The following is a 26966-nucleotide window of genomic DNA, read 5'->3' on the forward strand; positions in this document are numbered from 1 at the left end:
GGGCCGATCCTGCCGGCGGTCCGGCCGATGCTCCCGGCCGGCCGGCCCGCGGGGGCCGTCCGGCGGCAACCGGTCAGCCGCCGAACCAGCCGGGCACGTCGAGGCGGAACCAGTTGGCCGGGGTGACCACGCGCAGGTCGTCCTCCAGCGCGGCCACCCGGTTCGCGCCCAGGGTTTCCGCCCAGCGTTGCCGGAGCTGGTCGAAGACCACCGCTGAGCGGCGCAGCCCGTCGTGCCCGCGCGGGGTCATCCGGACCAGCTTCCGCCGGGCGTCGCGGGGATCGTCGGCGCGTTCCAGGTAGCCGAGGGCGACCAGCCGGTCGACCGTCTTGCCGGCCGCCTGCTTGGAGATGCCCAGCCGCTGACCCAGCTCGGTCGCGGTGGTGCCGCCGGCGCCGACCGCCTGGAGCACGAAGCCGTGCAGCGGGCGCAGCTCGGGATGCCCCTGCCGGGCCAGCTCGGCGTGCAGTTCGTCGATGAGCGTACGGAAGCCGGCCAGCAGCAGCAGGGGCAGCAGGAAGCCGGGCCGGTCGGGGTCAGTTGCCATGTTCGACAACCAGGTTTACGATTCGGACAACCACGTTGACGATCGTACGTCACGGCCGGCGCCGGTCCGCGCGCCGGCGACCCCGCCCTGCGAAAGGTTCGCCCGTGCCCGTCTTCACCTGCCACACCCCGGACACCGCGCCGGCCGCCGCCCGCCCCACCGTCGAGGGCGTACGCCGCAAGCTCGGCCACCTGCCCGCCGCGGTCGGCCTGATGGCCGAGTCCCCGGAGCTGCTCAGGGGATTCCTGACCGTCAACGGCATCTTCGAGAGCTGCGGCCTCGACCCGGTGGAGCGGGAGGTCGTCGTGCTGACCGTCGCCACCCGCAACAGGTGCCACCTCTGTGTGGCCATGCACACCGCCACGCTGACCCGGCAGGACGCCGCACCCGAGCTGATCGGGGCGCTGCGCGCCGGCGCGCCACTGCCCGACGACCGGCTCGAGGCGCTGCGGCGCTTCACCCGCGCCGTGCTCGACCACCGGGGTGCGGTGCCCGAGGCGGAGCTGTCCGCGTTCCTGGCGGCCGGCTACCAGCCCCGGCACGCGCTGGACGTGGTGCTCGGCGTCGGCACGTACACCATCTCCACCTTCGCCAACCGGCTCACCGCCGCGCCGGTCGACCCGCCGCTGGCCCGGTACGCCTGGCAGCCCGCCGCCTGACCGTGGCCGGCGACCCGCTGGCGCCCGGTCAGCCGGGCGCCGACCGTCCGGCGGCGGCCCGGCGGGCGGCCCGCTGCGGCCCTCAGCGTTCGGCGGCGACTCGGTCGAGCCACTCGCCGAGCAGCGCGTCGAAGAGCCCGGGCTGCTCGATCTGCAGGTTGTGGCCGGCCACGTCGAGCACCGCGAACGTCGCCCGGGGGTAGTGCGGCAGCAGCGCGAACTGGTCGACGGTGGCGTGGTCCTGCCGCCCGGTGAGGACCAGTGTCGGCCGGGTGAACGAGGCGCCGCCCTCCGGGTCCTCGGTGAGGGTCCACCGCTGCCGGATCCGGGCCGTCGCCGCGGCGTCGGCGGCGTCCAGCCCGGTCATGATCTCCTCGCGGAACCGGCGCAGCGTCTCGGGCGTCTGCACGACCGAGATGTCGGCGAACTCCGTGGCGGTGCGCGCGTCGGTCGCGGCGAGCAGGGCCGGGTCGGGACGCAGCACCTGCCGTTCCGGCACCCGGCGGTCCGCGTTCTCCACGGCCGTGCCGATCGGGCAGATCAGCGCCAGGCCGAGCACCTGGTCGGGGCGGGACCGGGCGAGCGCGCGGGCCAGGTAGCCGCCGTACGACTCGCCGACCAGCAGGAACGGCTCGTCGCCGAGCAGGTCGTCGACGAGGTCCTGGACGGTGTCGAGCACGTCGTCGGAGGTGGCGATCTCCGCCGGGGCGGGTGACGCGCCCATCCCGGGCAGGTCCGGGTAGAGCCGCCGGTAGCCGGGGCGGCCGGCGAAGACCGGTTCCAGGCAGCCGAGCATCAGCCGGTGGTCGGGGGTCCAGCCGTGCAGCGCCAGCACCGGGGTGCCCGCACCCCGCTCGACGACGTTCAACGACACGGACGTGCGGCGCGGCATCCCGGCTCCCCTCGTACTCCTGCGGCGGCCCGGGGTGGTGCCACCCGGCGCCGACATTCCGGCCCCGTCCGGGCGGCCGGTGTGCTGGAGCGCACACCGCCGGCGGCCGCATCCTGCCCACCCGGCGTGGGCGGCCCGCCGACCGGTGCGGGAGACTGGCTGGCATGGCGGCTCGTGGCTTCCCGTACAACGATCTGAAGGACTTCCTCGCGGCGCTGGAGCGCGCGGGGGAGCTGCGGCGGGTGAGCGCGCCGGTCGACCCCACCCTGGAGATCAGCGAGATCGTCACCCGGACGGTCCGGGCCGGCGGCCCGGCGCTGCTCTTCGAGCGGCCGACCCGCGGCGAGATGCCGGTGGCGATCAACCTCTTCGGCACCGAGAAGCGGATGGCGATGGCGCTCGGGGTGGAGCACCTCGACGAGATCGGCGAGCGGATCGGCAACATGCTCAAGCCGGAGCTGCCGATGGGCCTCTCCGGGATGATGGACGGCCTCGGCAAGGTCATGCAGCTCAAGTCGATGCCGCCGAAGAAGGTCCGGACCGCCCCCTGCCAGCAGGTGGTCTACCGCGGCGACGACGTCGACCTGAACCGGCTGCCGGGGCTGCAGGTGTGGCCGGGCGACGGCGGGATCTTCCACAACTTCGGGCTGACCCACACCAAGCATCCGGAGACCGGCAAGCGCAACCTCGGGCTCTACCGGCTCCAGCAGCACTCGCACAACACCATCGGCATGCACTGGCAGATCCACAAGAACTCCACGGCGCACCACGCGGTGGCCGAACGGCTCGGGCAGCGGCTGCCGGTGGCGATCGCCATCGGCGCCGACCCCGCGGTCGCCTACGCGGCCAGCGCGCCGCTCCCCGCCGACATCGACGAGTACCTGTTCGCCGGGTACCTGCGGGGCGAGCGGGTGGAGATGGTGGACTGCCTGACCGTCCCGTTGCAGGTGCCGGCGCACGCGCAGATTGTCCTGGAGGGCTACATCGAGCCGGGCGAGCGGCTGCCGGAGGGCCCGTTCGGCGACCACACCGGCTTCTACACGCCGGTGGAGCCGTTCCCGGTGATGCACCTCGAGTGCATGACCATGCAGCGCAACCCGGTCTACCACTCGATCGTCACGTCCCAGCCGCCGCAGGAGGACCACGGTCTCGGCAAGGCCACCGAGCGGATCTTCGCGCCGCTGCTGCGCTTCCTGATCCCGGACATCGTCGATTACGACCTGCCCGCCGCCGGGGTCTTCCACAACTGCGCGATCGTGTCGATCCGCAAGCGCTACCCGAAGCACGCGCAGAAGGTGATGAACGCGATCTGGGGCGCGCACATGATGTCGCTGACCAAGCTGATCGTCGTCGTCGACGAGGACTGCGACGTGCACGACTACAACGAGGTCGCCTTCCGCGCCTTCGGCAACGTCGACTACGCCCGGGATCTGCTGCTCACCGAGGGCCCGGTGGACCACCTGGACCACGCGTCGTACCAGCAGTTCTGGGGCGGCAAGGCGGGCGTTGACGCGACCCGCAAGCTGCCCGAGGAGGGCTACACCCGGGGCTGGCCGGAGGAGATGCGGATGTCGCCCGAGGTGGTCTCGCTGGTCGACAAGCGCTGGAAGGAGTACGGGATCTGATGGCGGCCGTCGTGGACGCGCCGGTCGAGCGGCCGGGCCGGGTCAAGTCCTTCCTCAGGTTGGTCGCGATCGAGCACTCGGTGTTCGCGCTGCCGTTCGCGTACCTGTCGGCGCTGACCGCGATGCAGGTCAACGGCGGGCGGGTGCGCTGGCTCGACCTGCTGCTGATCACCGTGGCGATGGTCGGGGCGCGGACGTTCGCGATGGCCGCCAACCGGATCCTCGACCGGCGGATCGACGCGCGGAACCCGCGTACCGCCTCGCGCGAGCTGGTCACCGGGGCGGTGAGCGTGCGGACGGCCTGGACCGGCGCGGCCGTCGCGCTGGTGGTCTTCCTGGCCGCCGCCGCCCTGCTCAACCCGCTCTGCCTGGCGCTCGCGCCGCTGGCCGTGGTGCCGCTGGTCGGCTACCCGTACGGCAAGCGGTTCACCAACTGGCCGCACGCCATCCTCGCGATCGCCCAGGCGGTCGGGCCGGTCGGCGCCTGGCTGGCGGTCACCGGCACCCTCGACGGCTCCGGGCCGGCCTGGCTGCTCGGCGCGGCCGTCGGGCTCTGGATCGGCGGGTTCGACCTGATCTACGCCTGCCAGGACGCCGAGGTCGACCGGCGGATCGGCGTGCACAGCGTGCCGGCCCGGTACGGGCTGCGGTTCGCCCTGCACGCGTCGACCGTCGCGCACGTGGTAACCTTCGCGCTCTTCGTCTGGTTCGGCGCGCTGGTCGGGTTCGGCTGGCTCTGGTGGATCGGCCTGGCGCTGACCGCCGTCGCCTTCGGCTACCAGCACCTGGTGGTCAGCCCGACCGACCTGAGCCGGGTCAACCGGGCGTTCTTCACCGCCAACGGCTTCGTCGGTATCGCGCTGTTCGCGTTCGCCCTGCTCGACCTGGTGGTCCGGCTCGGCCTGCGACCCTGACCGGCGGCCCGCCGCCCGGGGGCCGGGCGGTCCGGGCCGGCCCGTGGTCCGGTGCGCGGCGCGGCGGGCGGCGGATCCGGGGGCGGTCGACGGCCGGCGGCGGCGACCAGGCAGGCTGGAGGGCATGCGCGAGCCATGGGTGGTCGGGGTGTCCGGGGCGTCCGGCACGCCGTACGCGGCGGCCGTCGTCCGGGCGCTGCTCGACGCCGGGCAGCCGGTGGACCTGATCGTCTCCCGGGCGGCCCGGCTGACCCTGCTGGACGAGACCGGGCGGCCGTTCCGGGACGGGCACTGGGCCGAGGACCTCGCCGCCTGGCTGGGCCGGGACCTGGCCGGCGCCGACCTGCGGCACTGGCCGGCCGGTGACCTGGCGGCCGGGCCGAGCAGCGGCTCCTACCCGGTGCGTGGGATGGCGGTGGTGCCGGCCAGTACGGCGGCCTGCGCCGGCATCGCGATCGGCCTCTCCAAGGATCTGCTGCAACGGGCGGCCGAGGTCAACCTCAAGGAGCGGCGGCCGATGGTGGTGGTGCCGCGGGAGACCCCGGTGACCCGTAGCCACCTCGAACACCTCATCGCGCTGCACGACGCCGGTGCGGTGGTGCTCCCGGCGAGCCCGGGCTTCTACGGCGCGGGTGCGGCGGCCTCCGCCGCGCAGCTGGTGGACTTCGTGGCCGGCAAGGTGCTGGACGCGCTGGGCGTGCCGCACACCCTGTTCCGGCGCTGGTCGGGCGAGTTGGGTGCGGCCCGGGACTGAACGCCGGTCAGGACGCGGACCGGACCCCGCGTCCGGTCCGCGTGCCGATTCTCAATACATTCCGGCGTTCGCCGGACCGGGCCCGGTCGAGGCGGCGGGGCCCACATTGCGTGGCTTGCCCACGTCCTCCGCCTCGTCCAGCATGCCCTCCCCTTCCAGCAGGGCGCGCACCTCGGATTCCCGAAACCGGCGATGCCCGCCTGGAGTCCGGATGCTTCCTATCCGGCCCGCCGCCGCCCATCTCGTCACAGTCTTCGGGTCAACCCGAAACAGTGCGGCGACCTCTCCCGGTGTCAGCAGGCGATCTCCAGTGTCCACAGCCCCCTCCTCGCGTCGACGAAGCCCCCGGCTGAACACACTGCCCCCGGCCGGTGCGAGCCCAGAGCCGTCATGAGGGACGTATGGCAATTACAGCACCAGCGACCTGGCCTGTCCGCCAAACGCGAAAAACGCACTGAGTGGGAAGTTAGTAAATGGTACCGGCGTTGCTCTCCCGTCACCGTCGGTCTGCGAACAGTCACCTGCTGTTATATGCAACGGATACCGAACGCCCGGCGTTACGCCCGTGCGACTAGGGTCTACATTCCGTGGACGCCATCGATCTGAGCCTCGTGGAGCTGTTGCGCGGCAACGCCCGCCTGTCCTACGCCGAGTTGGCCCGACAGGTCGGCCTCTCCGCCCCCGCCGTGCACGAACGGGTCGGCAAGCTGGAGGCCGGCGGCGTGATCCGGGCGTACCGGGCGGAGATCGAGCCCGAGGCGGTCGGGCTCGGCGTGACCGCCCTGATCGGCATCATCGAGGATTCCGGCGCGGACACCGACGACGTGCTGGAGGCGTTCCGGGCGATACCCGAGATCGAGTCCTGCTACTTCATGGCCGGGGTCGAGTCCTTCCTGCTCAAGGCGCGGGTGACCACCATCGCCGAGCTGGAGCGGCTGATCGTGCGGCTGAACCGGACGCCCGGGGTGGCCTCCACCCGTACCGGCATCGCGCTGTCGACCAAGTGGGAGAACCGCCCGCAACCGGTCACCCCGCCCCCCGCCTAATGGGAGCTGTCGGGTGAGCCGTTGGCAGACTCGACACCGGTAGCCGCGGGTGGGTGAGCACTCCCCTCGCCTGGACTTGGAAGTCCTGGGGTCAGAGCGTGCCCCCGCTCGTGGTCGGGAGAGGAACGGCTGATGGGGTGTCGTGCCCGCCGCTGCGCGTGAGCACTGGTCCATTAGGCCGCCGGGCTCTTCCGTGGGCTGCCGAGAGTGGTCGGTGTGGTGAAGCGGAGGCGGGTGTGCTGTTCGTCGGGGACGACTGGGCAGAAGATCATCACGATGTAGAGGTGCAGGACGAGCGCGGCCGGACGTTGCGGGCCGTGCGGCTGCCCGAGGGTGTGGACGGCGTGGCTCGTTTCCATGACCTGGTGGCCGGGTTCTTGCCGGAGGATGCCTCGCCGGCGCAGGTGCTGGTGTGTATCGAGACCGACCGTGGCCCGTGGGTGCGGGCGCTGGTCGCGGCCGGCTATCAGGTCTACGGGGTCAACCCGAAGCAGGCCGCCCGGCATCGGGAGCTGATGTCGATCTCGGGCGCCAAGAGCGACAAGGCCGACGCGCGCACCCTGGCGGACATGGTGCGGACCCGCCGGCACCAGCTGCGGCAGGTCGCCGCGGACTCCGACATCGCCGAGGCGGTCAAGGTCGTCGCCCGGGCCCACCAGACGCTGATCTGGGAACGCACCCGGCACACGCTGCGGCTGCGGGCCGCGCTGCGGGAGTACTTCCCCGCCGCGCTGCAGGCATACGAGGTCCTGACGCTCACCGGTTCGGACACCCTGGAACTGCTGGCCAAGGCCCCGACACCGGCTGCGGCGGCCAAGCTGACCGTGGCGCAGATCAGCGCCGCACTCAAACGGGCCCGCCGACGCGACATCCCCACCAAGGCGGCAGCGATCCGGCAGGCACTGCGCACCGCGCACCTGGGCCAGTCCGAGATCGTCACCGGCGCATACGCGGCGACCGTCCGGGCCACAGTGGCAATCCTGCAGACCCTCAACACCGAGATCCGCACCATGGAAGGCCAGGTCGAGGCCCATTTTGGCCAGCACCCGGACGCTGAGGTCTACCTCAGCCAGCCCGGCATCGGCGCCATCCTCGGCGCCCGGGTGCTCGCAGAATTCGGTGACGCTCCCGGCCGCTACACCGACGCCAGATCCCGCAAGAACTACGCCGGCACCGCACCCATCACCCGCCAATCCGGCAAAACCAAAACCGTCCACGCCCGGTTCGTGCACAACGACCGACTCGTCGACGCCCTGCACATGCAGGCCGGCGCCGCGATCCTGCACGACACCGCCGTCCGTGCCTACTACGACGAACTCCGCGCCCGCGACGTCAGCCACCCCGCCGCCCTACGCCAGATCGGCAACCGCCTCGTCGGCATCCTCCACGGCTGCCTCAAGACCAACACCCATTACGACCAAGCCACCGCTTGGTCACACCGAACCGCCCTACCCACCGCTGCTTGACACCTCAGCTCCTGGGGTGTCTGAGCCGACCGGCCGCTGCTGTCCCGCGCCTGCGCCGCGGCTCGCCCGGGTGCCCGGCGCGGTCCGCCCGGGACCCCGGCCGGCCTGTGCGGGCCCCGGACGGTCCGCTCGGCCGCTGGCGCCGTCCGGGGCGGCGGCGGTAGCGTGCGCCGATGACCAAGCCCGCGCCCGGAGCCGCCGTGGTGACCGGTGCCGCGGGCGGCCTCGGCCGGGCGCTCGCCGCCGCGCTGCACGCCGATGGCTGGCCGGTGCTCCTCACCGACCTCGACGCCGCCGCGGTCGCCGCGGCCGCAGCCCCGCTCGGCGGCTGGTCCCGCCCGCTCGACGTACGCGACGAGGGAGCCTGCGCGGCGGTGGCCGCCGAGGCGGCCAACCGGGGCGGCCTCGGGCTCTGGGTGAACAACGCCGGGATCCTGGTCACCGGGCCGTCCTGGGCGCACGACGCGGCGACCCGGCGGCGGGTCGTCGAGGTGAACACCCTCGGCGCGATGAACGGCACGCTGGCCGCGCTGGCGGTGATGCGTGCCCAGGGCCACGGTCACGTGCTCAACGTCGTCTCGCTGGCCGGGCTGATCGCCGCCCCCGGCGAGACCGTCTACGCGGCCAGCAAGCACGCCCTGCTCGCGTTCAGCCTGGGCACCCTGGCCGACCTGCGGGCGGCCGGGCATCGGGGCGTACACGTGTCGTGCCTGTGCCCGGACGGGATCTGGACGCCGATGCTGCACGACCGGCTGGACGACCCCGGCGCGGCGGTCTCCTTCACCGGCACCCTGCTCACCCCGGAGCGGGTGGCGGCGCGGGCGGTCCGGCTGGCCCGGCGACCCCGGCCGGTGGTCAGCCTGCCGCGTTGGCGCGGCGCGCAGGTGCGGCTGCTGGACACGCTGCCCCGGCTCGCCGTCGGGCTGACCCCGGTGATCGGGGCGGTCGGCCGGGCCGGCCAGCGCCGGCAGCGCCGCCGGGGCGGCGCGGAGCGGACCTGACCGGCCTTGTTAGGTTTCCGGCGTGACTCATCTCGACCGGTGCGACGAGGCCAGCCGGGCGTGGGTGACCGAGGCGATCGCCACCGTGGAGGCCGACGCCAACCGGTCCGCCGACACCCACCTGCTGCCCTTCCCGCTGCCCAGGGAGTGGGGCATCGACCTCTACCTGAAGGACGAGTCGGTGCATCCCACCGGCTCGCTGAAGCACCGGCTGGCCCGGTCGCTCTTCCTGTACGGGCTCTGCAACGGCTGGATCGGCCCGGAGACCACCATCGTGGAGGCCTCGTCCGGCTCGACGGCGGTCAGTGAGGCGTACTTCGCCCGGATGCTCGGGCTGCCGTTCATCGCGGTGATGCCGGCCTCCACCTCGCCGGAGAAGATCGCCCAGATCGAGTTCCAGGGCGGCCGCTGCCACCTCGTCGACGACCCGGCGCGGGTGGTCGTGGAGGCCCGCTGGCTGGCCGAGGACACCGGCGGGCACTTCATGGACCAGTTCACCTACGCCGAGCGGGCCACCGACTGGCGGGGCAACAACAACATCGCCGAGTCGATCTACGCGCAACTCGCCCTGGAGCGCCACCCGGTGCCGGCCTGGATCGTGGTGGGCGCGGGCACCGGCGGCACCAGCGCCACCATCGGCCGGTACGCCCGGTACCGCCGGCTGCCCACCAAGCTCTGCGTGGTCGACCCGGAGAACTCCGCGTTCTACGCCGCCTGGCAGGCGGCCGACTGGTCGATCCGCACCGGCCGGGGTTCCCGGATCGAGGGGATCGGCCGGCCGAGCGTGGAGCCGTCCTTCCTGCCCTCGGTGGTGGACCGGATGGTCCAGGTGCCGGACGCCGCGTCGCTGGCCGCCATGCGGGCCGCCTCGGCGGTGCTCGGCCGGCGGGTGGGCGGCTCGACCGGCACCAACCTCTGGGGCGCGTTCGGGCTGATCGCCGGAATGCTCGCCGACGGCCGGCGGGGCTCGGTGGTCACCCTGATCTGCGACGCCGGTGACCGGTACGCGGACACCTACTACGCCGACTCCTGGGTGGCCGCCCAGGGCCTCGACCTGGACCCCCACCTGGCCACCGTCGAGCGCTTCCTGACCACCGGCGCCTGGCCCGCCTGACCCACCCGCCCTCGGCGCCGCCCCGCCGCCGGGGGGGGGCCGCACGAACAGAGAAAGAGTGGCCATTCCGCGGAAAATGGCCACTCTTTCAGTGAACGAGCGGGTCGGTGAACGAGCGGGGTCGTGGGCGGCGCGGGCGGGTGGTCAGGGTTCGGTGGGGCGCTGGGCCAGGCCGGGGTAGCGCAGCACGTAGCCGTCGGCGTCCAGCTCCAGGTCGGCGGTGAAGGTGTCGCTGGCGAAGCGGACCCGGCCCGGGCCGAGCGCGGTGTAGACCTGCTCGGCCGGGACCACCTGCAGACTCGGCACCAGCACCCAGGCGACGGTGATCCGCCGCGCCGTGTCCGGCGGCGCGGCGGTCAGCCCGAGCCGGCGTACCGGCAGGACGTTGAAGAGCGCCGAACCGCCGAGGTCGATGTCGAGCGCGTCGGCCAGCCGGTCCGGATCGTCGGTGCCGGGCAGACCGGCCGGCGGGTGGCCGGCGGCGGTCAACGCGCCGTCCAGGTCACCCTGCTCGGCGGTGGTCACCCGCCACCGGTCGGCCGCCCGCTCCAGCCGTACGCTGCGCAGCCAGCCGGCCCCCTCGACCTCGATCTCCAGCCGGGTGCTCGCCCACCCCTCGTCGGTGGTCAGCTGGTAGCGGCAGGTGTAGGGGAGCGGGTCGACGGCCAGTTGGGTGCCCCGCGCGGTCAGCCCCCGGGTGTCGTCGAACCGGGCGTGCTCGGCGCCGGCGGTGTCCGTCCGGGTCCAGAAGAGCGACTTCGGCATGGTCGGCATGAGCCGGACGTTACGCGACCCGACCCACGTCGGCAGGGCATGCGGAAACGCCGCCGCGAGGTCGGAGCTTCACGGCGGCGTTCCCGTTCGTACGGGTCAGTGGGTACGCGCCGGCGGCCGACCGCCCTGGCCGCGCCGGTCGTCGCGCGGCCGGTCGTCCCGACCCCGGCCCTCCGGCCGGAAGCCGCCCCGGTCGCCGAAGCGCCGCTCACCCTGCGGCCGCTCACCGTGCCCCCGGCCGTCGGTCGGGCGGTCGCCGTAGCGGCGCTCGCCGTGCGGGCGGTCGGCGAACCGGCGCTCGCCCCGGTCGTCGTAGCCGCGGCCGTCGCTCGGCCGGTTCCCGAAGCGGCGCTCGCTCCGCTCGCCGTGGCCGTCGGTGGGGCGGTCGCCGTAGCGGCGCTCGCCCCGGTCGTCGAAGCCACGGGTGCCGTAACCGCGGCTGTCAGCCGGTCGGGCGCCATGGCGCCGGCCGTCGCGCTCGCCGTAGCTACGGCCGTCGGCCGGCCGGTCCGGGAAGCGCCGCTCGGCCCGCTCGCCCTGCGGCCGGTCGCCGTAGCGGCGCTCGCCGAAGCCGCGCTCCGGCCGGCCGTCGCGGTCGCCGAAGCGGCGCGGGCCGCCGGGGCGGTCGCCGTGCCGGCGCGGCTGCTCGGGCTCGTTGCGCACCGGTACGCCGCTCGGCTCGCGGGCGCCGGTCAGCTCGGCGAGCGCCGGGTCGCCGGCCCGCACCCGGGTCTGCGCCGGCTCCACGCCGGCCTTCTCCAGCATGGCGAGGGTCGTCCGGCGCTGCTTGGGCAGGACCAGGGTGGCCACCGCGCCCGACTCGCCGGCCCGCGCGGTGCGCCCGGCCCGGTGCAGGTAGTCCTTCGGGTCCTTCGGCGGGTCGACGTGCAGCACCAGCGACACCCCGTCCACGTGGATGCCCCGGGCCGCCACGTCCGTGGCGACCAGGACGTTCATCCGGCCCTCGCGGAACTCGGCCAGGGTGCGGGTGCGCATCCGCTGGGTCTTGCCGCCGTGCAGCCCGCCGGCCCGTACGCCCACCGCGGCCAACTGCTCGACCAGCCGGTCCACGCCGAGCTGGGTCCGGGCGAAGACCATGGTCCGGCCCTCCCGGGCCGCGATCGACGCCGCCACCGGGAACTTGTCGTGCGGCGGGATCAGCAGCAGGTGGTGGTCCATGGTGGAGACGGCGGCGGTCGGCGGTGCGGTGGAGTGCGTGACCGGGTCGGTCATGAACCGCTTGACCAGCGCGTCGACATCACCGTCCAGAGTGGCCGAGAAGAGCAGCCGCTGAGCGCCGGCCGGGGTCTTGGCCAGCAGCTCGGTGACCTCCGGAAGGAAGCCCATGTCGGCCATCTGGTCGGCCTCGTCGAGCACGGTGACCTCGACGTCGTCGAGGTGGCAGACGCCCCGCTCGATCAGGTCGCCGAGTCGCCCGGGGGTGGCCACGACGATCTCCACGCCGCGCCGCAGGGCATCGATCTGCCGGTCGTACGGCACGCCGCCGACGGCGGTCTTGAGGAACACCCCGACCGCCTTGCCGAGCGGCAGCAGCGCGTCGTTGACCTGCATGGCCAGTTCCCGGGTCGGCACCAGGACCAGGGCCCGCGGGTGCAGCGGCCGGGCCCGCTCTCCGGCGGCGACCCGGGCGAGCACCGGCAGGCCGAAGGCGAGGGTCTTGCCGGAGCCGGTCTGGCCCCGGCCGAGGACGTCCCGGCCGGCGAGCGCGTCCGGCACGGTGGCGCGCTGGATCTCGAACGGGGTGGTGATGCCCTGCCGGGCGAGCGCGCGGACCAGCGGCTGGGGCAGCCCCAGCGCGGCGAAGTCGGGGGCCGGCGGGGTGTCGGCCGGCTCGGCGGCGGTCACCGCGACGGCCTGCTCGGCGGGGTCTCCGGTGGAGGCGTCGAAGGCGGACGGAAACGTGCTGGGATCAGCAAAGGTGGTCAAGAAATGCCTTTCGAGCGGGGCGCATCTTCGCGATGGCCGGTCGCGGCTCACCGCCGTCGAATCGCTCGCAAGATCGCCCATGGGCGCGCAGGACGCGCGCCGGGTCAATGATCTCCACCAGTGTACGGCGGAGCAACCGGCCCGCCAGGGTGACGCGGAGCCGTAGTGGGCGGGCTCACCATCGCCCCGGCAGCGCGGATCAGTTGGTCAGGATGCCGCCCACCAGCCCGTCCATGGTGTCGTTGGCGAGCAGCACGACCAGCACGCTGATCGCCACGAGCAGACCCAGCGAGGCCGCCAGGACGATCACCACCCGGGTGGTGCTGGACCGTTCGGCGGCCGGCGAGTCGGCCCAGCCCTGGGCCAGGATGTGTCCGGTCAGCGAGCCGGAGTTCTCCAGCGGGCTGCCGGCGGGGAAGGAGACCGTGGTGAATCCCGGCCCGTCGGTGCCGGCGCCGTAGACCGTGCTGGCCAGGTCCGGCCCGCCGTCGTACCGGCCGGGCTGCCCGGTGGCCGGGGCGCTGACCGGGCTGGTGGCTGACCAGGCGCTGGTGCCGGCGCCGGCGGGCGCCGCCGGCTCCGGCCCGCCGGCCCGGTCGCCCCGGCGATCGGCGGGGGCGGTCGGCGGCGGCCAGGCCGGCAGCGCCGGCGCGGGCACCACGGGCGGCACCGGTGCCGCGGCGGGCGGCCCGGAGACCGACGGCGAGGCCGGTGAGCCGAGGGCCGGCGGAGCGGACACCGACGGCGGCGTGGCGGGCGGGCCGTAGGGCGGCGCGGAGGTGACCGGCGCGGCGGCCGGCGGTACGGGCGGGTTCGGCACCGGTACCGGTGGCGCGGAGGTGGGCCCGGTGGCGGCCGGTGCCACGGAGCCGGGTGCCGCCGGGACGCGGGCGGCACCGCGCGGGGCCGGCCCGGCGACCGGTGCGCTCGCCCGCGCGGTGAAGACCGGCGACTGCCCCGGTGCGGCGGCGGTGGCCGGTGGTGGCGGGAACGGCGGGGCCGGCATCGGACCGGGTGGCGGCGGGGGCGGCGGCACCGGCGGGCCGGGCGGTGGCGCCGGCGGGCCGGGCGGTGGCGCCGGCGGGCCGGGCGGTGGCAGGGGACCGGGCGGGGTCGGTCCCGGCTTCGGCGGCACCGGGCCGGGCGGGTAGGGCCCGGGGGTCGGCGGCGTCGGGTGCGGCACGGGCGGGGCCGGTGAAGGCGGGGTCGGCCCGGGCACCGGCGGCACGGGTGCGGGCGCCGGTTCCGGCTCGGGGGTGGGTGGCTTCGGCGGCTGGGCCGGCTCCGGCGGCTGGGCGGGTTCCGGCGGTTCCGGGTTGACCGGCGCGGCCTGGTAGACCTTCGCCGTGCCGGCGCGAGCACCGGCCGCCAGTCCCGCCTCGCCGGCCGCGATCCGGCTGGCCCCGGGGACGGCCGCGCTGGCCCGGGCCGGGGCACCGGCGCGCTGGCCCGGGACGGCGGACGCGGCCGGGGTGACCGACGCGGTGGCCCGGTAGGTGCCGGCGGCCCTCACGCCGTCGGCCGCTGCGCCGCCCTCCGGCGGTGCCACGGCACCCGCGACGCTCACCCGCGCGCTCGCCCGCACGGCACCGCCGTCGACGGCCTCCGGCTCGGCGTCAGCGGCGGTGGCTGGCGCATCCTCCTCAGCGGTCGGCTCGACGTCTTCGGCGCTGGTCGGTTCGGCGCGGTCAGCCGCGGCCGGCTCGGAGTCCGCGGCGTCGGCGGGGTCGGCCTGGTCAGCGGTAGCCGGAGCGCCGCCGCCGGCGGCCTGCTCGGCGCTGGCCGATTGCTCGTCGGCCTCACGCTGGGCGGGTACCCCGCCGTCGACGGTGGCCGGATCGGGCTCGGCGGCCTGGACGGCGGCGGACTTGTCGGTGCCGGACGGCCCGGCCGGCTTCCGCGCCGTCACCTCGGCCCGGTCGGCCGGGGCGTCGTCGACCGGCTCCGCCGGAACCTGCTGATCGGCCATGTGCCCGCCCTCCGCGCCACGCTCGCGCCCGGATCCGTGGCGAGGGGTCCGGGCGTGCCTGAGTGTCACCGTGCCACATTCCGCCCCGACCGCACAGCCGGAGCCCGTTCCGGGCCGGTACGCGCCCGAGTCGTCCGCCGGGTCGCCGGCGGAGCGTTGGCTCAGTTACCCGCGCTCGGGCTCGCCGAACCGCTCGTCGTGCTGCCGCTGGGCTCCGCCGCGCCGCTGGGCTCCGCATCACCGCTGGACGAGGCGCTGGCCGGAGCCGAGGTGGTGGTGTCGTCGGCGGGGGTGGACTCCGTCGGCGAGCCGGTGGCGCTCGGCGAGGTGCTGCCGGTGGGCGACGGGTTGGTCGTCGGTCGCGGCGGAAGCGTCGGCTCGGCGATCTTCGGGGGCTTCGACTGGGTCGGCTGCGGCTCCGGGGTGGCCGGCTTGCTCGGGGTCGGGCTCGGGGAGGTGGTCGGCGCGGGCACCGCACCGATCACCCGGGTGGCCGCGTACAGGCGGGACCAGCGGACCGTAGAGATCTTGACGACGTCGCCGGTGGTCGGGGCGTGCACCATCTTGCCGCCACCGATGTACATGCCCACGTGGTGGATGCTCGTCCAACTGCTGCCGGAGGCGAAGAAGAGCAGGTCGCCGGGGAGCAGTGCGGTACGGGCCACGGTGCGGGAGCGGGTCGCGTAGTACTGGTCGCGGGAGACCCGCGGCAGGGCCCGGTAGCCCGCCGAGCGGTACGCGGCCCACATCAGCCCGGAGCAGTCGAACCGGTCCGGCCCCTCGGCCGCCCAGAGGTAGGGGTCGCCGAGCTGCGCCTTGGCGTACGCCACCGCGGCCAGCGCCATCGGGTGCGCGGCCAGCCCGTCGACCGTCTCGTTGGCGAGGTAGCCCGCGCCGAGCCGCTGCTCGGCCGCTTCCTGCTGCCGCTCCAGCTCGATCAGCTGCGCGGCGTTGTCCTTGCGCAGCTTGAGCAGCTTGGCCTCTTCGGCGCGGAGGGCCTGCTCGGTGGTGGTGAACTCCTGCTGGGCGCCGCGGGCCCGGGAGTCGGCGGCCAGCCAGGCCTGGTAGGCGACCTGCTCGCCGGTGCGCGCCCGGGACAGCTCGCCGGCTGCGGCGGTGGTGCCGCCCTCGGCCTTCTCGCCCCGGGTGATCCGGGAAAGCCGGTTCAGGTCGTGCAGGTCGCCGGCGAATCCGCCGGGCGGCAGGGCCGCGGCGGCCTTGAACGCGTCGGCCGCGGCGGCGTCCGCGCCCTGCTGGGCCCGGGCGAGCGCGTCCCGGGCGAGGTCGAGATCCCGCTTGGCCGTGGCCAGCTGGGTGTCCGCCTCGGTGCGCTTCTGCCGCAGCAGCAGCAACTGGTCGCCGAGCTGGCCGATCCGCGCCTCGGCGGCGTAGATCTGGCTGGCGAGCGGACCGGTGCCCAGGTTGGACACCGGCGCGCCGGGAGCGCCGGGCAGGCCGGGAACGGGCGCGCCGCCGGGCAGCCGCAGCGCGCCGGTGTACGTCGGGCGGGCGCCGCTGTCCGGGACGGTGGTGGGCAGCCCCGGCTCCGCGTAGGACGGGCTGGCCAGGACCGCGGCGGCGACGGCACCGAGCAGGGCCGACCAGAGCGCCGGCCGGAGCACCGGTGAGATCACCGGGCGCCGCCGTCGTCCGTGTCGCCGCCCGCGCCCGCTGTCGACCATTCCGCTCCCCGTCCGGTGCTGTCCCCGCGCTCGGTGGGCGCGGCCGTGCGGACGCTACCAGTGTGTGTCGCGTCCCAATCTGTCTTACCGCACGGAGACAGCGATGTCGATGCGTGGCCAGGTAACGGCCGGCTGAGAGTTCGGTGAGCGGCGGCACCCGGCGCCGACCGTGCCGGCGGTGCCCGGCGCGGGCGACGTAGGCTCGGTCCCGGACCGTAGGTGGAAGGGGACGTGGCTGTCGATGGACGCCGGACTCAAGCGTGAGCTCGAAGCGAAGGTGTACGCCGGGGAGCGGCTGACCCGGGAGGACGGCATCGCCCTCTACGACTGCGACGACCTGACCTGGCTGGGGCGGCTGGCGCACCACCGGCGTACCGAGCTGAACGGCGACCGGGTGATGTTCAACGTCAACCGGCACCTGAACCTGACCAACGTCTGCTCCGCCTCCTGCGCGTACTGCTCGTTCCAGCGCAAGCCGGGCGAGAAGGACGCGTACACGATGCGCATCGACGAGGCGGTCCGCAAGGCCAAGGAGATGGAGGACGAGCAGCTCACCGAGCTGCACATCGTCAACGGCCTGCACCCGACGCTGCCCTGGCGCTACTACCCCAAGGTGCTGCGCGAGCTGAAGGCCGCGCTGCCCGACGTCAAGCTGAAGGCGTTCACGGCGACCGAGGTGCAGTGGTTCGAGAAGATCAGCGGGCTGAGCGCGGACGAGATCCTCGACGAGCTGATGGACGCCGGCCTGGAGTCGCTGACCGGCGGCGGCGCGGAGATCTTCGACTGGGAGGTCCGGCAGCACATCGTCGACCACGCCTGCCACTGGGAGGACTGGTCGCGGATCCACCGGCTGGCCCACTCCAAGGGCATGAAGACCCCGTCGACCATGCTCTACGGGCACATCGAGGAGCCCCGGCACCGGGTCGACCACGTGCTGCGGCTGCGGGAGCTCCAGGACTCCACCGGCGGCTTCGTGGTCTTCATCCCGCTGCGCTACCAGCACGACTTCGTCGATTCGGCGGACGGCAAGATCCGCAACCGGATCCAGGACCGGACCACGATGGCCTCGCCGGCCGAGTCGCTGAAGACCTTCGCGGTCTCCCGGCTGCTGTTCGACAACGTCCCGCACGTGAAGTGCTTCTGGGTGATGCACGGGCTGTCGGTCGCCCAGCTCTCGCTCAACTTCGGCGCGGACGACCTGGACGGCTCGGTGGTCGAATACAAGATCACCCACGACGCGGACTCGTACGGCACCCCGAACACCATGCACCGGGATGACCTGCTGCACCTGATCTGGGACGCCGGGTTCCGGCCGGTGGAGCGGAACACCCGCTACGAGGTGGTCCGCGAGTACGACGCCGCGCCGTCGCTGGCGCAGCGCCGCGCCGAACCGCAGCGGGTCTGGGCCTGAGCCGGCACGTACCCTCGTAGGCGATGACCGAGCAGCAGAGCGGCTTCCCCCGGCGCGACGCCGAGGGCCGCATCCGTACCCTGGGTGACCTGCTCGGGGTGAGCCTGGCCGGCCTGGTCATCGGCGTGCTGGCGCTGGTGCTCTTCGACTGGACGTTCGCCCTGGTGGGCAGCGGCGACTTCGGCCGGGCCAACGGCTGGCTGGCGGTGATCCTGCCGGCCTGGCTGTTCTGGGACGATTTCCGGGCCTGGGAGTTCGGCGGGGCCCGGGTGGTGGCGGCGCTGCTGGCCGCAGCGGTCGGGGTGGTCGCCGGGCTGGTGGTGGCCGGCCTGGTCGCCGGCCTGCCGCCGCTGGCGTCGGGCGCGCTGGCCGCGACGGCGTTCACCCTCGGCTACGCGGTGGTGTGGTTCCCGGGCGTGCGCTGGCTGGCCCGCCGGACGGGCTGAGGCTTCCGCCGGTGATCCCGGTGACGATGAATGGAGTGGGACAGTGAGTGCGGCGGTCAAGTACACGCTGGGCCGGATCGGCCTGTTCGTGCTCGTGCTGGCGGCGCTCTGGCCGGTCGACATGAACGTCTTCCTGAAGCTGATGCTGGCGCTCGCCTTCTCCGCCGCGGCCTCCTTCTTCCTGCTGCGCGGCTGGCGTGACGAGATGGCCGAGGAGATGGCCGCCGCCGCCGAGCGCCGCCGCGCCGAGAAGGAACGCCTCCGCTCGGCCCTCGCCGGCGAGGACCAGCCCGGGTCCGACGACTCCGGCGACCGCCCCGACTCGAAGTGACCGGGAGGTTCGCGCCGCCCGGACGGACCGGGACGACGCGAACCTCCTGATCGACGGGCGGAAGCCCGCCGGGGTCGAGTCAGGTCACCAGTTGGTGGACCCGGCGACCGTGGGCCAGGGGAGACGTTCCGGCTTGATCAGGTAGACCACGCCGCCGGATCCGCCGGACACCCCGCCGCTGGCGTTGATCCGCTTGGTGCGCAGCCAGATCTGCTCGAACTGCTTCCGGGAGTACACGTTGCGGACCACGTCGTTGCTGGACGACGCGGGGTCGTTGACGATCACGTCGCCGTCGGCGGTGAAGCCGACCACCACGAAGAGGTGACCCGAGGTGCCGTAGTTCGCCCCGTCCAGCTCGCTGGCGAGGAAGGACTGGCTGGTCACCACCGGGATACCGGCGGCGATGAAGCGCTCCAGCTCGTCCAGCGAGTGCAGCCGGGTGACCCGCCCCTCCAGGCCGGGGAAGCTGGCCGCGTACGCGGTGTTGAACGGCCAGTTGCCGGCGCCGTCGTAGGCGTAGTCGTAGACCATCCGGGCGGCGTGGTTGACCGTCGGATCCGGGTAGGTCGGGTCGACCCAGGCGGTGTCCTCCTCGGACGCCTTCCGGCCCCAGTACTCGATCACCATCGTGGTGGAGGTGGGGGAGCACCAGGCCTGGCCGCCGCCGTCGTACTCCGGGTAGTGGCCGGTGTGGACGTTCTGCGAGTAGCGCGGCACCGGCAGCTCGATGCCCCAGGCGATCCCGCCGGCGCTGGGTTCGACGGTGAACCGGTCCGGCACGGTGGAGCTCATCGCGCCCAGCGTGCGCACCATCGGCGCGGCGTGCTGGCCGGGCGCCCGGTAGAGGGTGACCCGCAGCTGGTACGCCCGCAGCAGCACCCCGGCCTCGGCGTCGTCGATGCTGAAGGTGTCGGTCCAGATGGTCGACCAGGGGTCGCCCTGCCGGTTGACGCTGGTGCGCTTGATGTCGGCGTCGCCCTCGGCCCACCGGCCCATCACGTACCACGGGGTCTGGCCGCCGGTGTTGTACGTGCCCTGCAGCTCGACCTGGATCCAGGTGCCGGCCGGGGTGTCCGCGTTCCACGAGGCGATCAGCTCGGTGGCGTCGAACCCGACCTGGGTCAGCGGCGAGGTCCAGGTGGCGTACTCCCAGCTCCGGGTGGTGCCGGTGTGCGGGTCGGTGTAGTCGGTGGTGCCGGCCGGCCGGGCCATAGTGAGGCCCGGGTGGGCGCCGGGCACGGCCCGGGTGCCGGCGTGGGTGCCCCGACGCCAGTCGGGATACCGCGACCACTCGTGGAAGGTGATCTGCTCGTCGTGCACCACCGGCCGGCCGGCCGGGGCCGCGACCGGCGCGGCGCCGACGGGTGCCGTCGTGCCGAGGAGGGCGAGCGCGGTGACCCCGGCGAGGGTGGCCGCGCGTAGACGTCTTCTGGGCATCGCTACTCCACAGGGAAGGAGGTGGGGCATCGTTGCCGGTCAGTGTCCCGCCTGCAAGGAAGTTTCGCCATAGGTCGAGAGATGGAAAATCCTTGCCGGTGTGAGGATCCGGTTGGCATGGACCAAACAGCGATGAATATTGATATGACCATGTGACCGGTGGTGGAGTGTCCCCCACCGAGCGGGATCTCCCGCCCTCCGAGGAGGTTGTCCATGGCCTTCCGCACCACAACCCCGCGCCGCCGGCTGGCGCTCGCCGTCGCCGTCGGGTTCGGACTGCTCACCGTCGCCGCCGCACCGGCCTCCGCCCGGCCGGAGCCGGACCGCGACACCGGATCCGCCGCCACGGCCTACCGGGTGCTCGGCCCGCGTACCGTGGCGGACCGCACCGCGGTCGCCGGCACCGGCGCCGCGATCGACTACGTCGAGCACGGCGTGCTCAACGTCTCGGCCACCCCGGCCGAGGCGGCCGCCATCACCCGGCTCGGCTTCCGGCTGGAGGCGGTCCCGACTCCGTCCGCCGACGGCCACAGCCACGCCGAGGGGGACGTCGGCACGGCGGCCTTCCCGCCGGCCGACTCGAACTACCACGACTACGCCGAGCTGACCGCGGTGGTGAACCAGGTGGTCGCCGACCACCCGGCCATCGCCCGGAAGATCAGCATCGGCAGCTCGTACGAGGGCCGGGACCTGATGGCGGTGAAGATCTCCGACAACGTCGGCACCGACGAGAGCGAGCCGGAGATCCTGTTCAACGCGCAGCAGCACGCCCGCGAGCACCTCACCGTGGAGATGGCGATCTACCTGCTGAACCTCTTCACCGACAGCTACGGTTCGGACTCCCGGGTGACCGGCATCGTCAACAGCCGGGAGATCTGGATCGTGCCGACGGTGAACCCGGACGGCAGCGAGTACGACATCGCCACCGGCTCCTACCGCTCCTGGCGGAAGAACCGGCAGCCGAACAGCGGCTCGTCCTACGTGGGCACCGACCTGAACCGCAACTGGTCCTACCAGTGGGGCTGCTGCGGCGGGTCGTCCGGCTCCACCTCGTCGGAGACCTACCGCGGCCCGTCGGCGTTCTCCGCCCCGGAGACCCGGGCGCTGCGTGACTTCGTCAACAGCCGGGTGATCGGCGGGGTGCAGCAGATCAAGGCCAACATCGACTTCCACACCTACTCCGAGCTGGTGCTCTGGCCGTTCGGCTACACGTACAGCAACACCACCACCGGGATGACCGCCGACCAGTACAACACCTTCGCCACGCTGGGCCAGCAGATGGCGAACACCAACGGCTACACCCCGCAGCAGTCCAGCGACCTCTACATCACCGACGGCGACAGCATCGACTGGATGTGGGGCGCCCACGGCATCTGGGCGTACACCTTCGAGATGTACCCGGGCTCGGCGTTCGGGGGCGGCTTCTACCCGCCGGACGAGGTGATCCCGGCCCAGACCTCGCGCAACCGGGAGGCGGTGCTGCTGCTCAGCGAGTACGCGGACTGCCCGTACCGGGTGATCGGCAAGCAGGCGCAGTACTGCGGCGGTGGCGGCGGCACCACGGTCTGGTCGGACACCTTCGAGACCGCGACCGGGTGGACCATCAACCCGAACGGCACCGACACCGCGACCACCGGGGCCTGGGAGCGGGGTGCCGCCCAGGCGACCTCCTCCAGCGGCGCCAAGCAACTCACCCCGTACGCCGGCAGCAACGACCTGGTCACCGGCCGGCTGGCCGGGACCGGGGCGGGTGCCTACGACATCGACGGCGGAGTGACCAGCGCCCGGTCGCCGGCGGTGACCCTGCCGTCCACCGGCACCCTGACCCTCTCGCTGGCCTGGTACCTGGCGCACGGGTCGAACGCCTCGTCGGCCGACTACTTCCGGGTCAGCGTGCTGCACAACGGCGGCACCACGGCCCTGTTCACCCAGTCCGGGGCGGCCACCAACCGCAACGGCTCCTGGGCGGTGGCGAACCTGAACCTCACCCCGTACGTCGGGCAGTCGGTGCGGATCCTGGTCGAGGCCGCGGACGCCTCCGGCGCGAGCCTGGTCGAGGCGGCTGTGGACAACGTCACCATCACCAGCTCCTGACCGGTGGGGCCCCGTTCCGCCCCCGGCGGGGCCCCACCGGTCAGCCCGATCCAGGACATATCGCCGCCGGACGGCCGCCGGTGACCCGCCGCAGCGCGGGTCGACGGCCGTCCGGCGGCGATCGTCCGTAGGGCACGTCGGGACGGTGCGCTACCGTCTTACCGACCATCCCGCAGCGAAGCCGGTGCGAAACCGGCGCTGTCCCGCAACTGTGATGCCCCGCGCGGCGTCACCGGCCCCGGCCGGTGCCCGACGCGCGGTGGACGAGCCAGGTCGCCTGCGGGTGGTCGCGATCCGCGCTCTCGAGGAAGGGCGCCTCGCGGACGGGCGCACGGGGTCCCTGTCGGCGAAGCACCACGCTCCTCGACCGACAGGAGGACAGATGTCCAGACGTATCCCCCGGCTGTTCGCCGCGACCCTCGCGGTCGCCGCGCTCGCCCTCGGCGCCTGCGCCGAGAAGACCTCCGACACCCCCGCCGCCGGCGGCAGCAGCGGCGCCGCGGCCGCCGCCTTCCCGGTAACGGTCGGCGACCTGACCCTGGAGAAGCGGCCCGAGAAGATCGTGTCGCTCTCCGCCGCGGCCACCGAGATGCTCTTCGCGATCGGCGCCGGCCCACAGGTCACCGCCGTCGACGACAACTCGAACTATCCGCCGGACGCGCCGAAGACCGAGCTGTCCGGCTTCTCGCCGAACGCCGAGGCGATCGCCGGCAAGAGCCCCGACCTGGTGGTGCTCTCGGACGACCGCAACAAGATCGTCGAGCAGCTCGGCACGCTGAAGATCCCGGTGTACGTCACCCCGGCGGCGACCACGCTGGACGACTCGTACCGGCAGCTCACCGACCTGGGCGCGCTCACCGGCCACCCGGGCGAGGCGGCCGACGTCACCAAGCGGATGAAGGACGACATCGCCAAGCTGGTCGCCGGCCTGCCGCAGCGCGCCGAGAAGCTGACCTACTACCACGAGCTCGGTCCGGAGCTGTACACCGTGACCAGCAGGACCTTCATCGGCTCGCTCTACGCGATGGCCGGCCTGGAGAACATCGCCGACCCGGCCGACGCGGACGGCAAGAACGGCGGTTACCCGCAGCTGTCCCAGGAGGTGATCGTCAAGGCCGACCCGGACTTCGTCTTCCTCGCCGACACCAAGTGCTGCCAGCAGAGCCCCGAGACGGTCAAGGCCCGCGCCGGCTGGGCCGGAATCACCGCGGTCAAGAACAACCAGGTCGTCGCGCTGGACGACGACATCGCCTCGCGCTGGGGCCCGCGGGTGGTGGACCTGCTCCGGACCATCGTCGACGCGGTCGCCAAGGCGTCGGCGTGACCTCCCGATGACCAGGTCCGCCGTGCTGCCGCCGGTCACCCGGCGGGCCGGGACGCCCCGCGCGTCCCGGCCCGCCGGGCTGCGGCCGCGCTGGCTCGTCGCCGGACTGGTCGCGGTGCTGGTCGCCCTGGTCGCCGGGGTGTCGCTCGGCCCGGTCAGCCTGCCCCCGGGCAGCGTCGCCGCCGAGCTGCTCAACCTCGTTCCCGGGGTACGCATCGACAGCGGGCTGACCGAGCGTGAGATCGCCATCGTCACCGAGCTGCGGCTGCCCCGGGTGGTGCTCGGCCTGCTGGTCGGCGGGCTGCTCGCCCTGGCCGGCGCCGCCTACCAGGGGGTCTTCCGCAATCCGCTGGCCGACCCGTACCTGCTCGGGGTGGCGGCCGGGGCCGGCCTGGCGGTCACCGCCGCGATCACCCTCGGGGTGGGCGCGGGCGGCGCGCTGACCGGGCTGCCCGCGACCATCCCGCTCGCCGCGTTCGTCGGCTCGATCGGCGCGGTCGCGATGACCTACCTGCTCGGCGCGGCCGGGGGCCGCGGGCGCTCGCCGGCCACCCTGATCCTGGCCGGCGTGGCCGTCTCCGCGTTCCTCTCCGCCGGGCAGACGTACCTGCTGCAACGCAACTCCGACAGCATCCAGCAGGTCTACTCCTGGCTGCTCGGCCGGCTGGCCACCGCCGGCTGGCACGACGTCCGGCTGGTGCTGCCGTACTTCCTGCTCACCGCCGTGGTGGTGCTGCTGCACCGGCGCGAGCTGGACGTGCTCTCCGTCGGCGACGACGAGGCGACCAGCCTGGGCCTGCACCCGCAGCGTTCCCGCTACCTGCTGATCGCCGCCGCCTCGCTGGGCACCGCCGCCGCGGTCTCCGCCTCCGGCCTGATCGGCTTCGTCGGGATCATCGTGCCGCACACCGTACGGCTGCTCGCCGGGTCGAGCTACCGGGTGATCCTGCCGCTCTCGCTGCTCTTCGGCGGCGCCTTCCTGGCACTGACCGACGTGGTGGCCCGCACCGCGGCGGCCCCCGCCGAGGTACCGATCGGCGTGGTCACCGCGCTGCTCGGCGGCCCGTTCTTCGTGCTCGTGCTGCGCACCACCCGGCGGGTGATCGGATGAGCACGCCCGCGGTCGAGGTGCGCGACCTGCGCGTCCGCCTGGACGGCGCGCCGATCCTGGCCGGCGTCGACCTGACCGTCGCCGCCGGCGAGTGGGTCACCGTGATCGGTCCGAACGGCGCCGGGAAGTCGACCCTGCTGCGCGCCGTCGGCGGCCTGCTGCCCGCGCCGGGCGCCATCTCCCTCTTCGGTACGCCGAGCGAGTCGCTGCGCCGCCGGGAGCGGGCCCGGGTGGTGGCCACCGTGGCGCAGTCCCCGGTCGTGCCGCCCGGCATGGCGGTGCTGGACTACGTGCTGCTCGGCCGCACCCCCTACATCCCGCCGCTGGGCCGGGAGTCCGCCGCCGACCTGGCCGCCGCGTACGGCGTGCTGGACCGGCTGGACCTCGCCGGCTTCCACGACCGCGAGCTGGCCACCCTCTCCGGCGGTGAGCGGCAGCGCGTCTTCCTGGCCCGGGCGCTGGCCCAGGGTGCCACCCTGCTGCTGCTCGACGAGCCGACCAGCGCGCTGGACATCGGTCACCAGCAGGAGGTGCTGGAACTGGTCGACCAGTTGCGCCGGGCGCACGGGCTGACCGTGCTGGCCACGATGCACGACCTCTCCGTCGCCGGCGAGTACGCCGACCGGCTGGTGCTGCTCGCCGACGGCCGGGTGGTGGCCAGCGGCGCGCCCCGCGAGGTGCTCACCGAGCGGCTGCTCGCCGAGCACTACCGGGCGAGCGTGCGGGTGGTGGACGGCGAGCACGGGCCGCTGGTGGTGCCGGTGCGGCCGGAGCCGCGGACGGTCAGGGCGGAGTAGTCCCCAGGATCGAGAAGAACGCCCCCTGCGGGTCGGTGAGCACGGCGAACCGCCCGCGCGGCAGGTCGGTCGGCTGGACGGCGAGCGCCCCGCCCAGCCGGAGCGCCTCGGCGGCGACGGTGTCGGTGTCGGTGACCGCGAAGTAGACCATCCAGTGCGTCGGAAGATCGCCCCAGGCCTCGCCGATCATCGGCATCATCCCGGCGACCGGGCTGCCGTCCAGCTGCCAGGTGGTGTAGGTGGTCTCGCCCATCGGCTGGTCGTCCGCCGTCCAGCCGAACACCGCCCGGTAGAACTCCTTCGCCCGGTCCCACTCCCGCGTGGTCAGCTCGGCCCAGGTCAGCGAGCCGGGCACGTCGAACACCTCGGCCCCCGGCTGGCCGAGCGACTGCCACACCCCGAACGACGCCCCGGCCGGGTCGGCGCAGAGCGCCGTCCGCCGGGAGCCGGTGACGTCGGACGGCCCGGTCAGGACCCGACCACCGGCGACGGTCACCCGCTGGGCGACCTCGTCGACGTCGTCGGTCGCCAGGTACGGCGTCCAGGCCGGCGGCCGTTGCGGTCCCGCCCCCAGCCCGGCGCCGGCCACCGGTCTGCCCTGCTGGTGGAAGACGAGGTGACCGTCGGCCGGCGGTTGCCGGTCCGCCCCGGCGACGGCCCAGCCGAACAGGGGTGCGTAGAAGCGCGCCGCGCCGGCGAGGTCGGTGGTGACCAGGTCGACCCAGGCGGGTGCCCCGGGTGGAATGTCCGTCATGGCTTCGGGTCGGCTTCCTCTGCTCGTGGGCGGTGCTCGTGGGCGGTTCTGCGCGGCGGGTCGGCGAGCGCCATGGCCGTCAGCCGGGGCCGGCGAGGGCGATGACGTTGAACAGCGCGCCCTGCGGGTCGCGGAGGGCGGCGTAGCGGCCGGCCGGGATGTCCTGGGGCGGGACCAGGATGGTGCCGCCCAGCTCGGCGGCTCGGGCGGCCGCCGCGTCCGCGTCGGCCACCGCGAAGTACACCGACCAGTAGGCGGGTGAGTCGGCCGGGAACCCGTCGCCGAGCGGCGGCATCATCCCCGCCACGATCTGCGCGCCGAGCCGCCAGCCGGTGTAGGTGACCGATCCCTTCGGCTGGTCCTCCGGGCGCCAGCCGAAGACCAGCTCGTAGAAGACCTTGGCGCCGTCCGGGTCGGGGGTGACCAGCTCGTTCCAGCTCATCGCGCCGGGTACGCCGAGCACCTCGGCGCCCGGCATCGCCATCGGCTGCCACACGCTGAACGCGGCACCGGACGGGTCGGTGAAGACCGCCATCCGCCCCCGGTCGAAGACCGCGAACGGCGGCACCACCACCTGCCCACCGGCCCGTTCGACCCGCCCGGCCACCAGGTCGGCGTCGTCGGTCGCGACGTACGTCGACCAGATCGGCACCTGCTCCGGGATGGCCGGGGGCCCGGCCCCGGCCACCGCCCGCCCGTCGAGCTGGAAGACGGTGTAGCCGGACGCCTCGGGTTCCGGCGCGATCCGCCCGGTCCAGCCGAACAGCTGCGGGTAGAAGCGCCGCGCGTCGGCGAGATCCGGGGTGGCCAGGTCGGCCCAGCAGGGCGTACCCGGCGGCACGGTGCTCACGTCGACCCCCCTCGGCTGCGG

The 26966-nt window shown here is 73.9% G+C and carries 25 protein-coding genes and 1 riboswitch; of the genes, 15 read left to right on the top strand and 10 right to left on the bottom strand.

What is annotated here, in order from left to right; translation table 11 throughout:
* Positions 1-73: 73 nt before the first annotated feature.
* Positions 74-547: a MarR family transcriptional regulator gene (locus FHX32_RS11075; RefSeq protein ID WP_167180765.1), complete on the bottom strand. Its 474-nt coding sequence runs from the start codon at positions 545-547 to the stop codon at positions 74-76.
* Positions 548-651: 104 nt separating this feature from the next.
* Between FHX32_RS11075 and FHX32_RS11080 the strand changes: the two genes are divergently transcribed.
* Positions 652-1206, top strand: coding sequence for a carboxymuconolactone decarboxylase family protein (locus FHX32_RS11080; protein WP_167180767.1), 555 nt, complete (start codon positions 652-654; stop codon positions 1204-1206).
* Between the two features lie 82 nt (positions 1207-1288).
* Here FHX32_RS11080 and FHX32_RS11085 read toward each other — a convergent pair whose 3' ends face one another.
* The gene (locus FHX32_RS11085; protein WP_167180769.1) at positions 1289-2098 is read right to left on the bottom strand and encodes an alpha/beta fold hydrolase; all 810 of its coding nucleotides are present in this window, start codon (positions 2096-2098) and stop codon (positions 1289-1291) included.
* A 164-nt stretch (positions 2099-2262) separates the two neighbouring features.
* Here FHX32_RS11085 and FHX32_RS11090 point away from each other — a divergent pair, with 164 nt between their 5' ends.
* The 3 genes from FHX32_RS11090 to FHX32_RS11100 all read left to right on the top strand — a co-directional run bounded on the left by FHX32_RS11090 (position 2263) and on the right by FHX32_RS11100 (position 5391).
* Positions 2263-3723, top strand: a complete 1461-nt coding sequence (locus FHX32_RS11090; RefSeq protein ID WP_167180771.1) for a menaquinone biosynthesis decarboxylase — start codon at positions 2263-2265, stop codon at positions 3721-3723.
* Positions 3723-4637: a menaquinone biosynthesis prenyltransferase MqnP gene (mqnP, locus tag FHX32_RS11095; RefSeq protein ID WP_167180773.1), complete on the top strand. Its 915-nt coding sequence runs from the start codon at positions 3723-3725 to the stop codon at positions 4635-4637. Before FHX32_RS11090 ends, mqnP begins: the two co-directional genes overlap by 1 nt.
* 124 nt (positions 4638-4761) lie before the next feature.
* Positions 4762-5391: a UbiX family flavin prenyltransferase gene (locus tag FHX32_RS11100; RefSeq protein ID WP_167180775.1), complete on the top strand. Its 630-nt coding sequence runs from the start codon at positions 4762-4764 to the stop codon at positions 5389-5391.
* A gap of 51 nt (positions 5392-5442) precedes the next feature.
* Here FHX32_RS11100 and FHX32_RS11105 read toward each other — a convergent pair whose 3' ends face one another.
* The gene (locus FHX32_RS11105; protein ID WP_088996984.1) at positions 5443-5709 is read right to left on the bottom strand and encodes a BldC family transcriptional regulator; all 267 of its coding nucleotides are present in this window, start codon (positions 5707-5709) and stop codon (positions 5443-5445) included.
* Positions 5710-5978: 269 nt separating this feature from the next.
* Here FHX32_RS11105 and FHX32_RS11110 point away from each other — a divergent pair, with 269 nt between their 5' ends.
* The 4 genes from FHX32_RS11110 (at position 5979) to cds1 (ending at position 10018) form a co-directional block, all read left to right on the top strand.
* Entirely contained in the window at positions 5979-6437 is a 459-nt protein-coding gene (locus FHX32_RS11110) for an Lrp/AsnC family transcriptional regulator (protein ID WP_167180777.1), read from the top strand.
* Positions 6438-6673: 236 nt separating this feature from the next.
* On the top strand, positions 6674-7903 hold the full coding sequence (locus FHX32_RS11115; RefSeq protein ID WP_167179979.1) for an IS110 family RNA-guided transposase: 1230 nt from the start codon (positions 6674-6676) through the stop codon (positions 7901-7903).
* A 173-nt stretch (positions 7904-8076) separates the two neighbouring features.
* Positions 8077-8904 carry an SDR family oxidoreductase gene (locus FHX32_RS11120; RefSeq protein WP_167180779.1) on the top strand — a complete coding sequence of 276 codons (828 nt, stop codon included), beginning with the start codon at positions 8077-8079 and terminating at the stop codon, positions 8902-8904.
* Positions 8905-8926: 22 nt separating this feature from the next.
* Complete coding sequence (gene cds1 / locus FHX32_RS11125) at positions 8927-10018, top strand: L-cysteine desulfhydrase Cds1 (RefSeq protein ID WP_167180781.1); 1092 nt, start codon at positions 8927-8929, stop codon at positions 10016-10018.
* Positions 10019-10162: 144 nt separating this feature from the next.
* Here the strand turns inward: cds1 and FHX32_RS11130 are convergent, their stop codons facing one another.
* From FHX32_RS11130 to FHX32_RS11145, 4 genes are all read right to left on the bottom strand, one after another.
* Complete coding sequence (locus FHX32_RS11130) at positions 10163-10792, bottom strand: putative glycolipid-binding domain-containing protein (RefSeq protein WP_486480999.1); 630 nt, start codon at positions 10790-10792, stop codon at positions 10163-10165.
* 96 nt (positions 10793-10888) lie between these two features.
* Positions 10889-12739 carry a DEAD/DEAH box helicase gene (locus tag FHX32_RS11135; protein WP_486481000.1) on the bottom strand — a complete coding sequence of 617 codons (1851 nt, stop codon included), beginning with the start codon at positions 12737-12739 and terminating at the stop codon, positions 10889-10891.
* A 199-nt stretch (positions 12740-12938) separates the two neighbouring features.
* Positions 12939-14708, bottom strand: coding sequence for a ribonuclease E domain-containing protein (locus FHX32_RS34990; RefSeq protein ID WP_167180783.1), 1770 nt, complete (start codon positions 14706-14708; stop codon positions 12939-12941).
* Positions 14709-14869: 161 nt separating this feature from the next.
* Positions 14870-16390, bottom strand: a complete 1521-nt coding sequence (locus FHX32_RS11145; protein WP_167180785.1) for a C40 family peptidase — start codon at positions 16388-16390, stop codon at positions 14870-14872.
* Between the two features lie 241 nt (positions 16391-16631).
* Between FHX32_RS11145 and mqnE the strand changes: the two genes are divergently transcribed.
* The 3 genes from mqnE to FHX32_RS11160 are packed head-to-tail and all read left to right on the top strand — an operon-like array spanning position 16632 to position 18578.
* Positions 16632-17801: an aminofutalosine synthase MqnE gene (gene mqnE / locus FHX32_RS11150; RefSeq protein WP_167180787.1), complete on the top strand. Its 1170-nt coding sequence runs from the start codon at positions 16632-16634 to the stop codon at positions 17799-17801.
* Positions 17802-17824: 23 nt separating this feature from the next.
* Positions 17825-18247, top strand: a complete 423-nt coding sequence (locus FHX32_RS11155; protein ID WP_167180789.1) for a hypothetical protein — start codon at positions 17825-17827, stop codon at positions 18245-18247.
* Positions 18248-18290: 43 nt separating this feature from the next.
* The gene (locus tag FHX32_RS11160; RefSeq protein ID WP_167180791.1) at positions 18291-18578 is read left to right on the top strand and encodes a DUF4229 domain-containing protein; all 288 of its coding nucleotides are present in this window, start codon (positions 18291-18293) and stop codon (positions 18576-18578) included.
* Positions 18579-18662: 84 nt separating this feature from the next.
* Here FHX32_RS11160 and FHX32_RS11165 read toward each other — a convergent pair whose 3' ends face one another.
* Entirely contained in the window at positions 18663-20015 is a 1353-nt protein-coding gene (locus FHX32_RS11165; RefSeq protein ID WP_167180793.1) for a C39 family peptidase, read from the bottom strand.
* Positions 20016-20228: 213 nt separating this feature from the next.
* Here FHX32_RS11165 and FHX32_RS11170 point away from each other — a divergent pair, with 213 nt between their 5' ends.
* From FHX32_RS11170 to FHX32_RS11185, 4 genes are all read left to right on the top strand, one after another.
* Complete coding sequence (locus FHX32_RS11170) at positions 20229-22109, top strand: M14 family metallopeptidase (protein ID WP_167180795.1); 1881 nt, start codon at positions 20229-20231, stop codon at positions 22107-22109.
* 180 nt (positions 22110-22289) lie between these two features.
* A riboswitch (cobalamin riboswitch) is annotated at positions 22290-22382 on the top strand.
* A gap of 109 nt (positions 22383-22491) precedes the next feature.
* Positions 22492-23433 carry an ABC transporter substrate-binding protein gene (locus tag FHX32_RS11175; RefSeq protein WP_167180797.1) on the top strand — a complete coding sequence of 314 codons (942 nt, stop codon included), beginning with the start codon at positions 22492-22494 and terminating at the stop codon, positions 23431-23433.
* A 7-nt stretch (positions 23434-23440) separates the two neighbouring features.
* Positions 23441-24544, top strand: coding sequence for an iron ABC transporter permease (locus FHX32_RS11180; protein WP_167180799.1), 1104 nt, complete (start codon positions 23441-23443; stop codon positions 24542-24544).
* Positions 24541-25341, top strand: a complete 801-nt coding sequence (locus FHX32_RS11185; protein WP_167180801.1) for an ABC transporter ATP-binding protein — start codon at positions 24541-24543, stop codon at positions 25339-25341. Before FHX32_RS11180 ends, FHX32_RS11185 begins: the two co-directional genes overlap by 4 nt.
* Here the strand turns inward: FHX32_RS11185 and FHX32_RS11190 are convergent.
* Together FHX32_RS11190 and FHX32_RS11195 are read right to left on the bottom strand one after the other, a co-directional pair.
* A complete protein-coding gene (locus FHX32_RS11190) occupies positions 25328-26095 on the bottom strand; it encodes a VOC family protein (RefSeq protein WP_167180802.1) in 768 nt (255 codons plus the stop codon). The two genes, FHX32_RS11185 and FHX32_RS11190, sit on opposite strands and share 14 nt — an antisense overlap.
* Positions 26096-26174: 79 nt before the next feature.
* Positions 26175-26945 carry a VOC family protein gene (locus tag FHX32_RS11195; protein ID WP_167180803.1) on the bottom strand — a complete coding sequence of 257 codons (771 nt, stop codon included), beginning with the start codon at positions 26943-26945 and terminating at the stop codon, positions 26175-26177.
* Between the last annotated feature and the right edge of the window lie 21 nt (positions 26946-26966).

It is taken from the genome of Micromonospora sp. CNZ280 (genome assembly GCF_011759515.1).

Bases quoted from the DNA above. Each gene is read 5' to 3' on its own strand.
- FHX32_RS11075 (WP_167180765.1), bottom strand. From the start codon at position 547: ATGGCAACTGACCCCGACCGGCCCGGCTTCCTGCTGCCCCTGCTGCTG.
- FHX32_RS11085 (WP_167180769.1), bottom strand. From the start codon at position 2,098: ATGCCGCGCCGCACGTCCGTGTCGTTGAACGTCGTCGAGCGGGGTGCG.
- FHX32_RS11090 (WP_167180771.1), top strand. From the start codon at position 2,263: ATGGCGGCTCGTGGCTTCCCGTACAACGATCTGAAGGACTTCCTCGCG.
- mqnP (WP_167180773.1), top strand. From the start codon at position 3,723: ATGGCGGCCGTCGTGGACGCGCCGGTCGAGCGGCCGGGCCGGGTCAAG.
- FHX32_RS11100 (WP_167180775.1), top strand. From the start codon at position 4,762: ATGCGCGAGCCATGGGTGGTCGGGGTGTCCGGGGCGTCCGGCACGCCG.
- FHX32_RS11120 (WP_167180779.1), top strand. From the start codon at position 8,077: ATGACCAAGCCCGCGCCCGGAGCCGCCGTGGTGACCGGTGCCGCGGGC.
- FHX32_RS11130 (WP_486480999.1), bottom strand. From the start codon at position 10,792: ATGCCGACCATGCCGAAGTCGCTCTTCTGGACCCGGACGGACACCGCC.
- FHX32_RS34990 (WP_167180783.1), bottom strand. From the start codon at position 14,708: ATGGCCGATCAGCAGGTTCCGGCGGAGCCGGTCGACGACGCCCCGGCC.
- FHX32_RS11145 (WP_167180785.1), bottom strand. From the start codon at position 16,390: ATGGTCGACAGCGGGCGCGGGCGGCGACACGGACGACGGCGGCGCCCG.
- mqnE (WP_167180787.1), top strand. From the start codon at position 16,632: ATGGACGCCGGACTCAAGCGTGAGCTCGAAGCGAAGGTGTACGCCGGG.
- FHX32_RS11155 (WP_167180789.1), top strand. From the start codon at position 17,825: ATGACCGAGCAGCAGAGCGGCTTCCCCCGGCGCGACGCCGAGGGCCGC.
- FHX32_RS11165 (WP_167180793.1), bottom strand. From the start codon at position 20,015: ATGCCCAGAAGACGTCTACGCGCGGCCACCCTCGCCGGGGTCACCGCG.
- FHX32_RS11170 (WP_167180795.1), top strand. From the start codon at position 20,229: ATGGCCTTCCGCACCACAACCCCGCGCCGCCGGCTGGCGCTCGCCGTC.
- FHX32_RS11175 (WP_167180797.1), top strand. From the start codon at position 22,492: ATGTCCAGACGTATCCCCCGGCTGTTCGCCGCGACCCTCGCGGTCGCC.
- FHX32_RS11180 (WP_167180799.1), top strand. From the start codon at position 23,441: ATGACCAGGTCCGCCGTGCTGCCGCCGGTCACCCGGCGGGCCGGGACG.
- FHX32_RS11185 (WP_167180801.1), top strand. From the start codon at position 24,541: ATGAGCACGCCCGCGGTCGAGGTGCGCGACCTGCGCGTCCGCCTGGAC.
- FHX32_RS11190 (WP_167180802.1), bottom strand. From the start codon at position 26,095: ATGACGGACATTCCACCCGGGGCACCCGCCTGGGTCGACCTGGTCACC.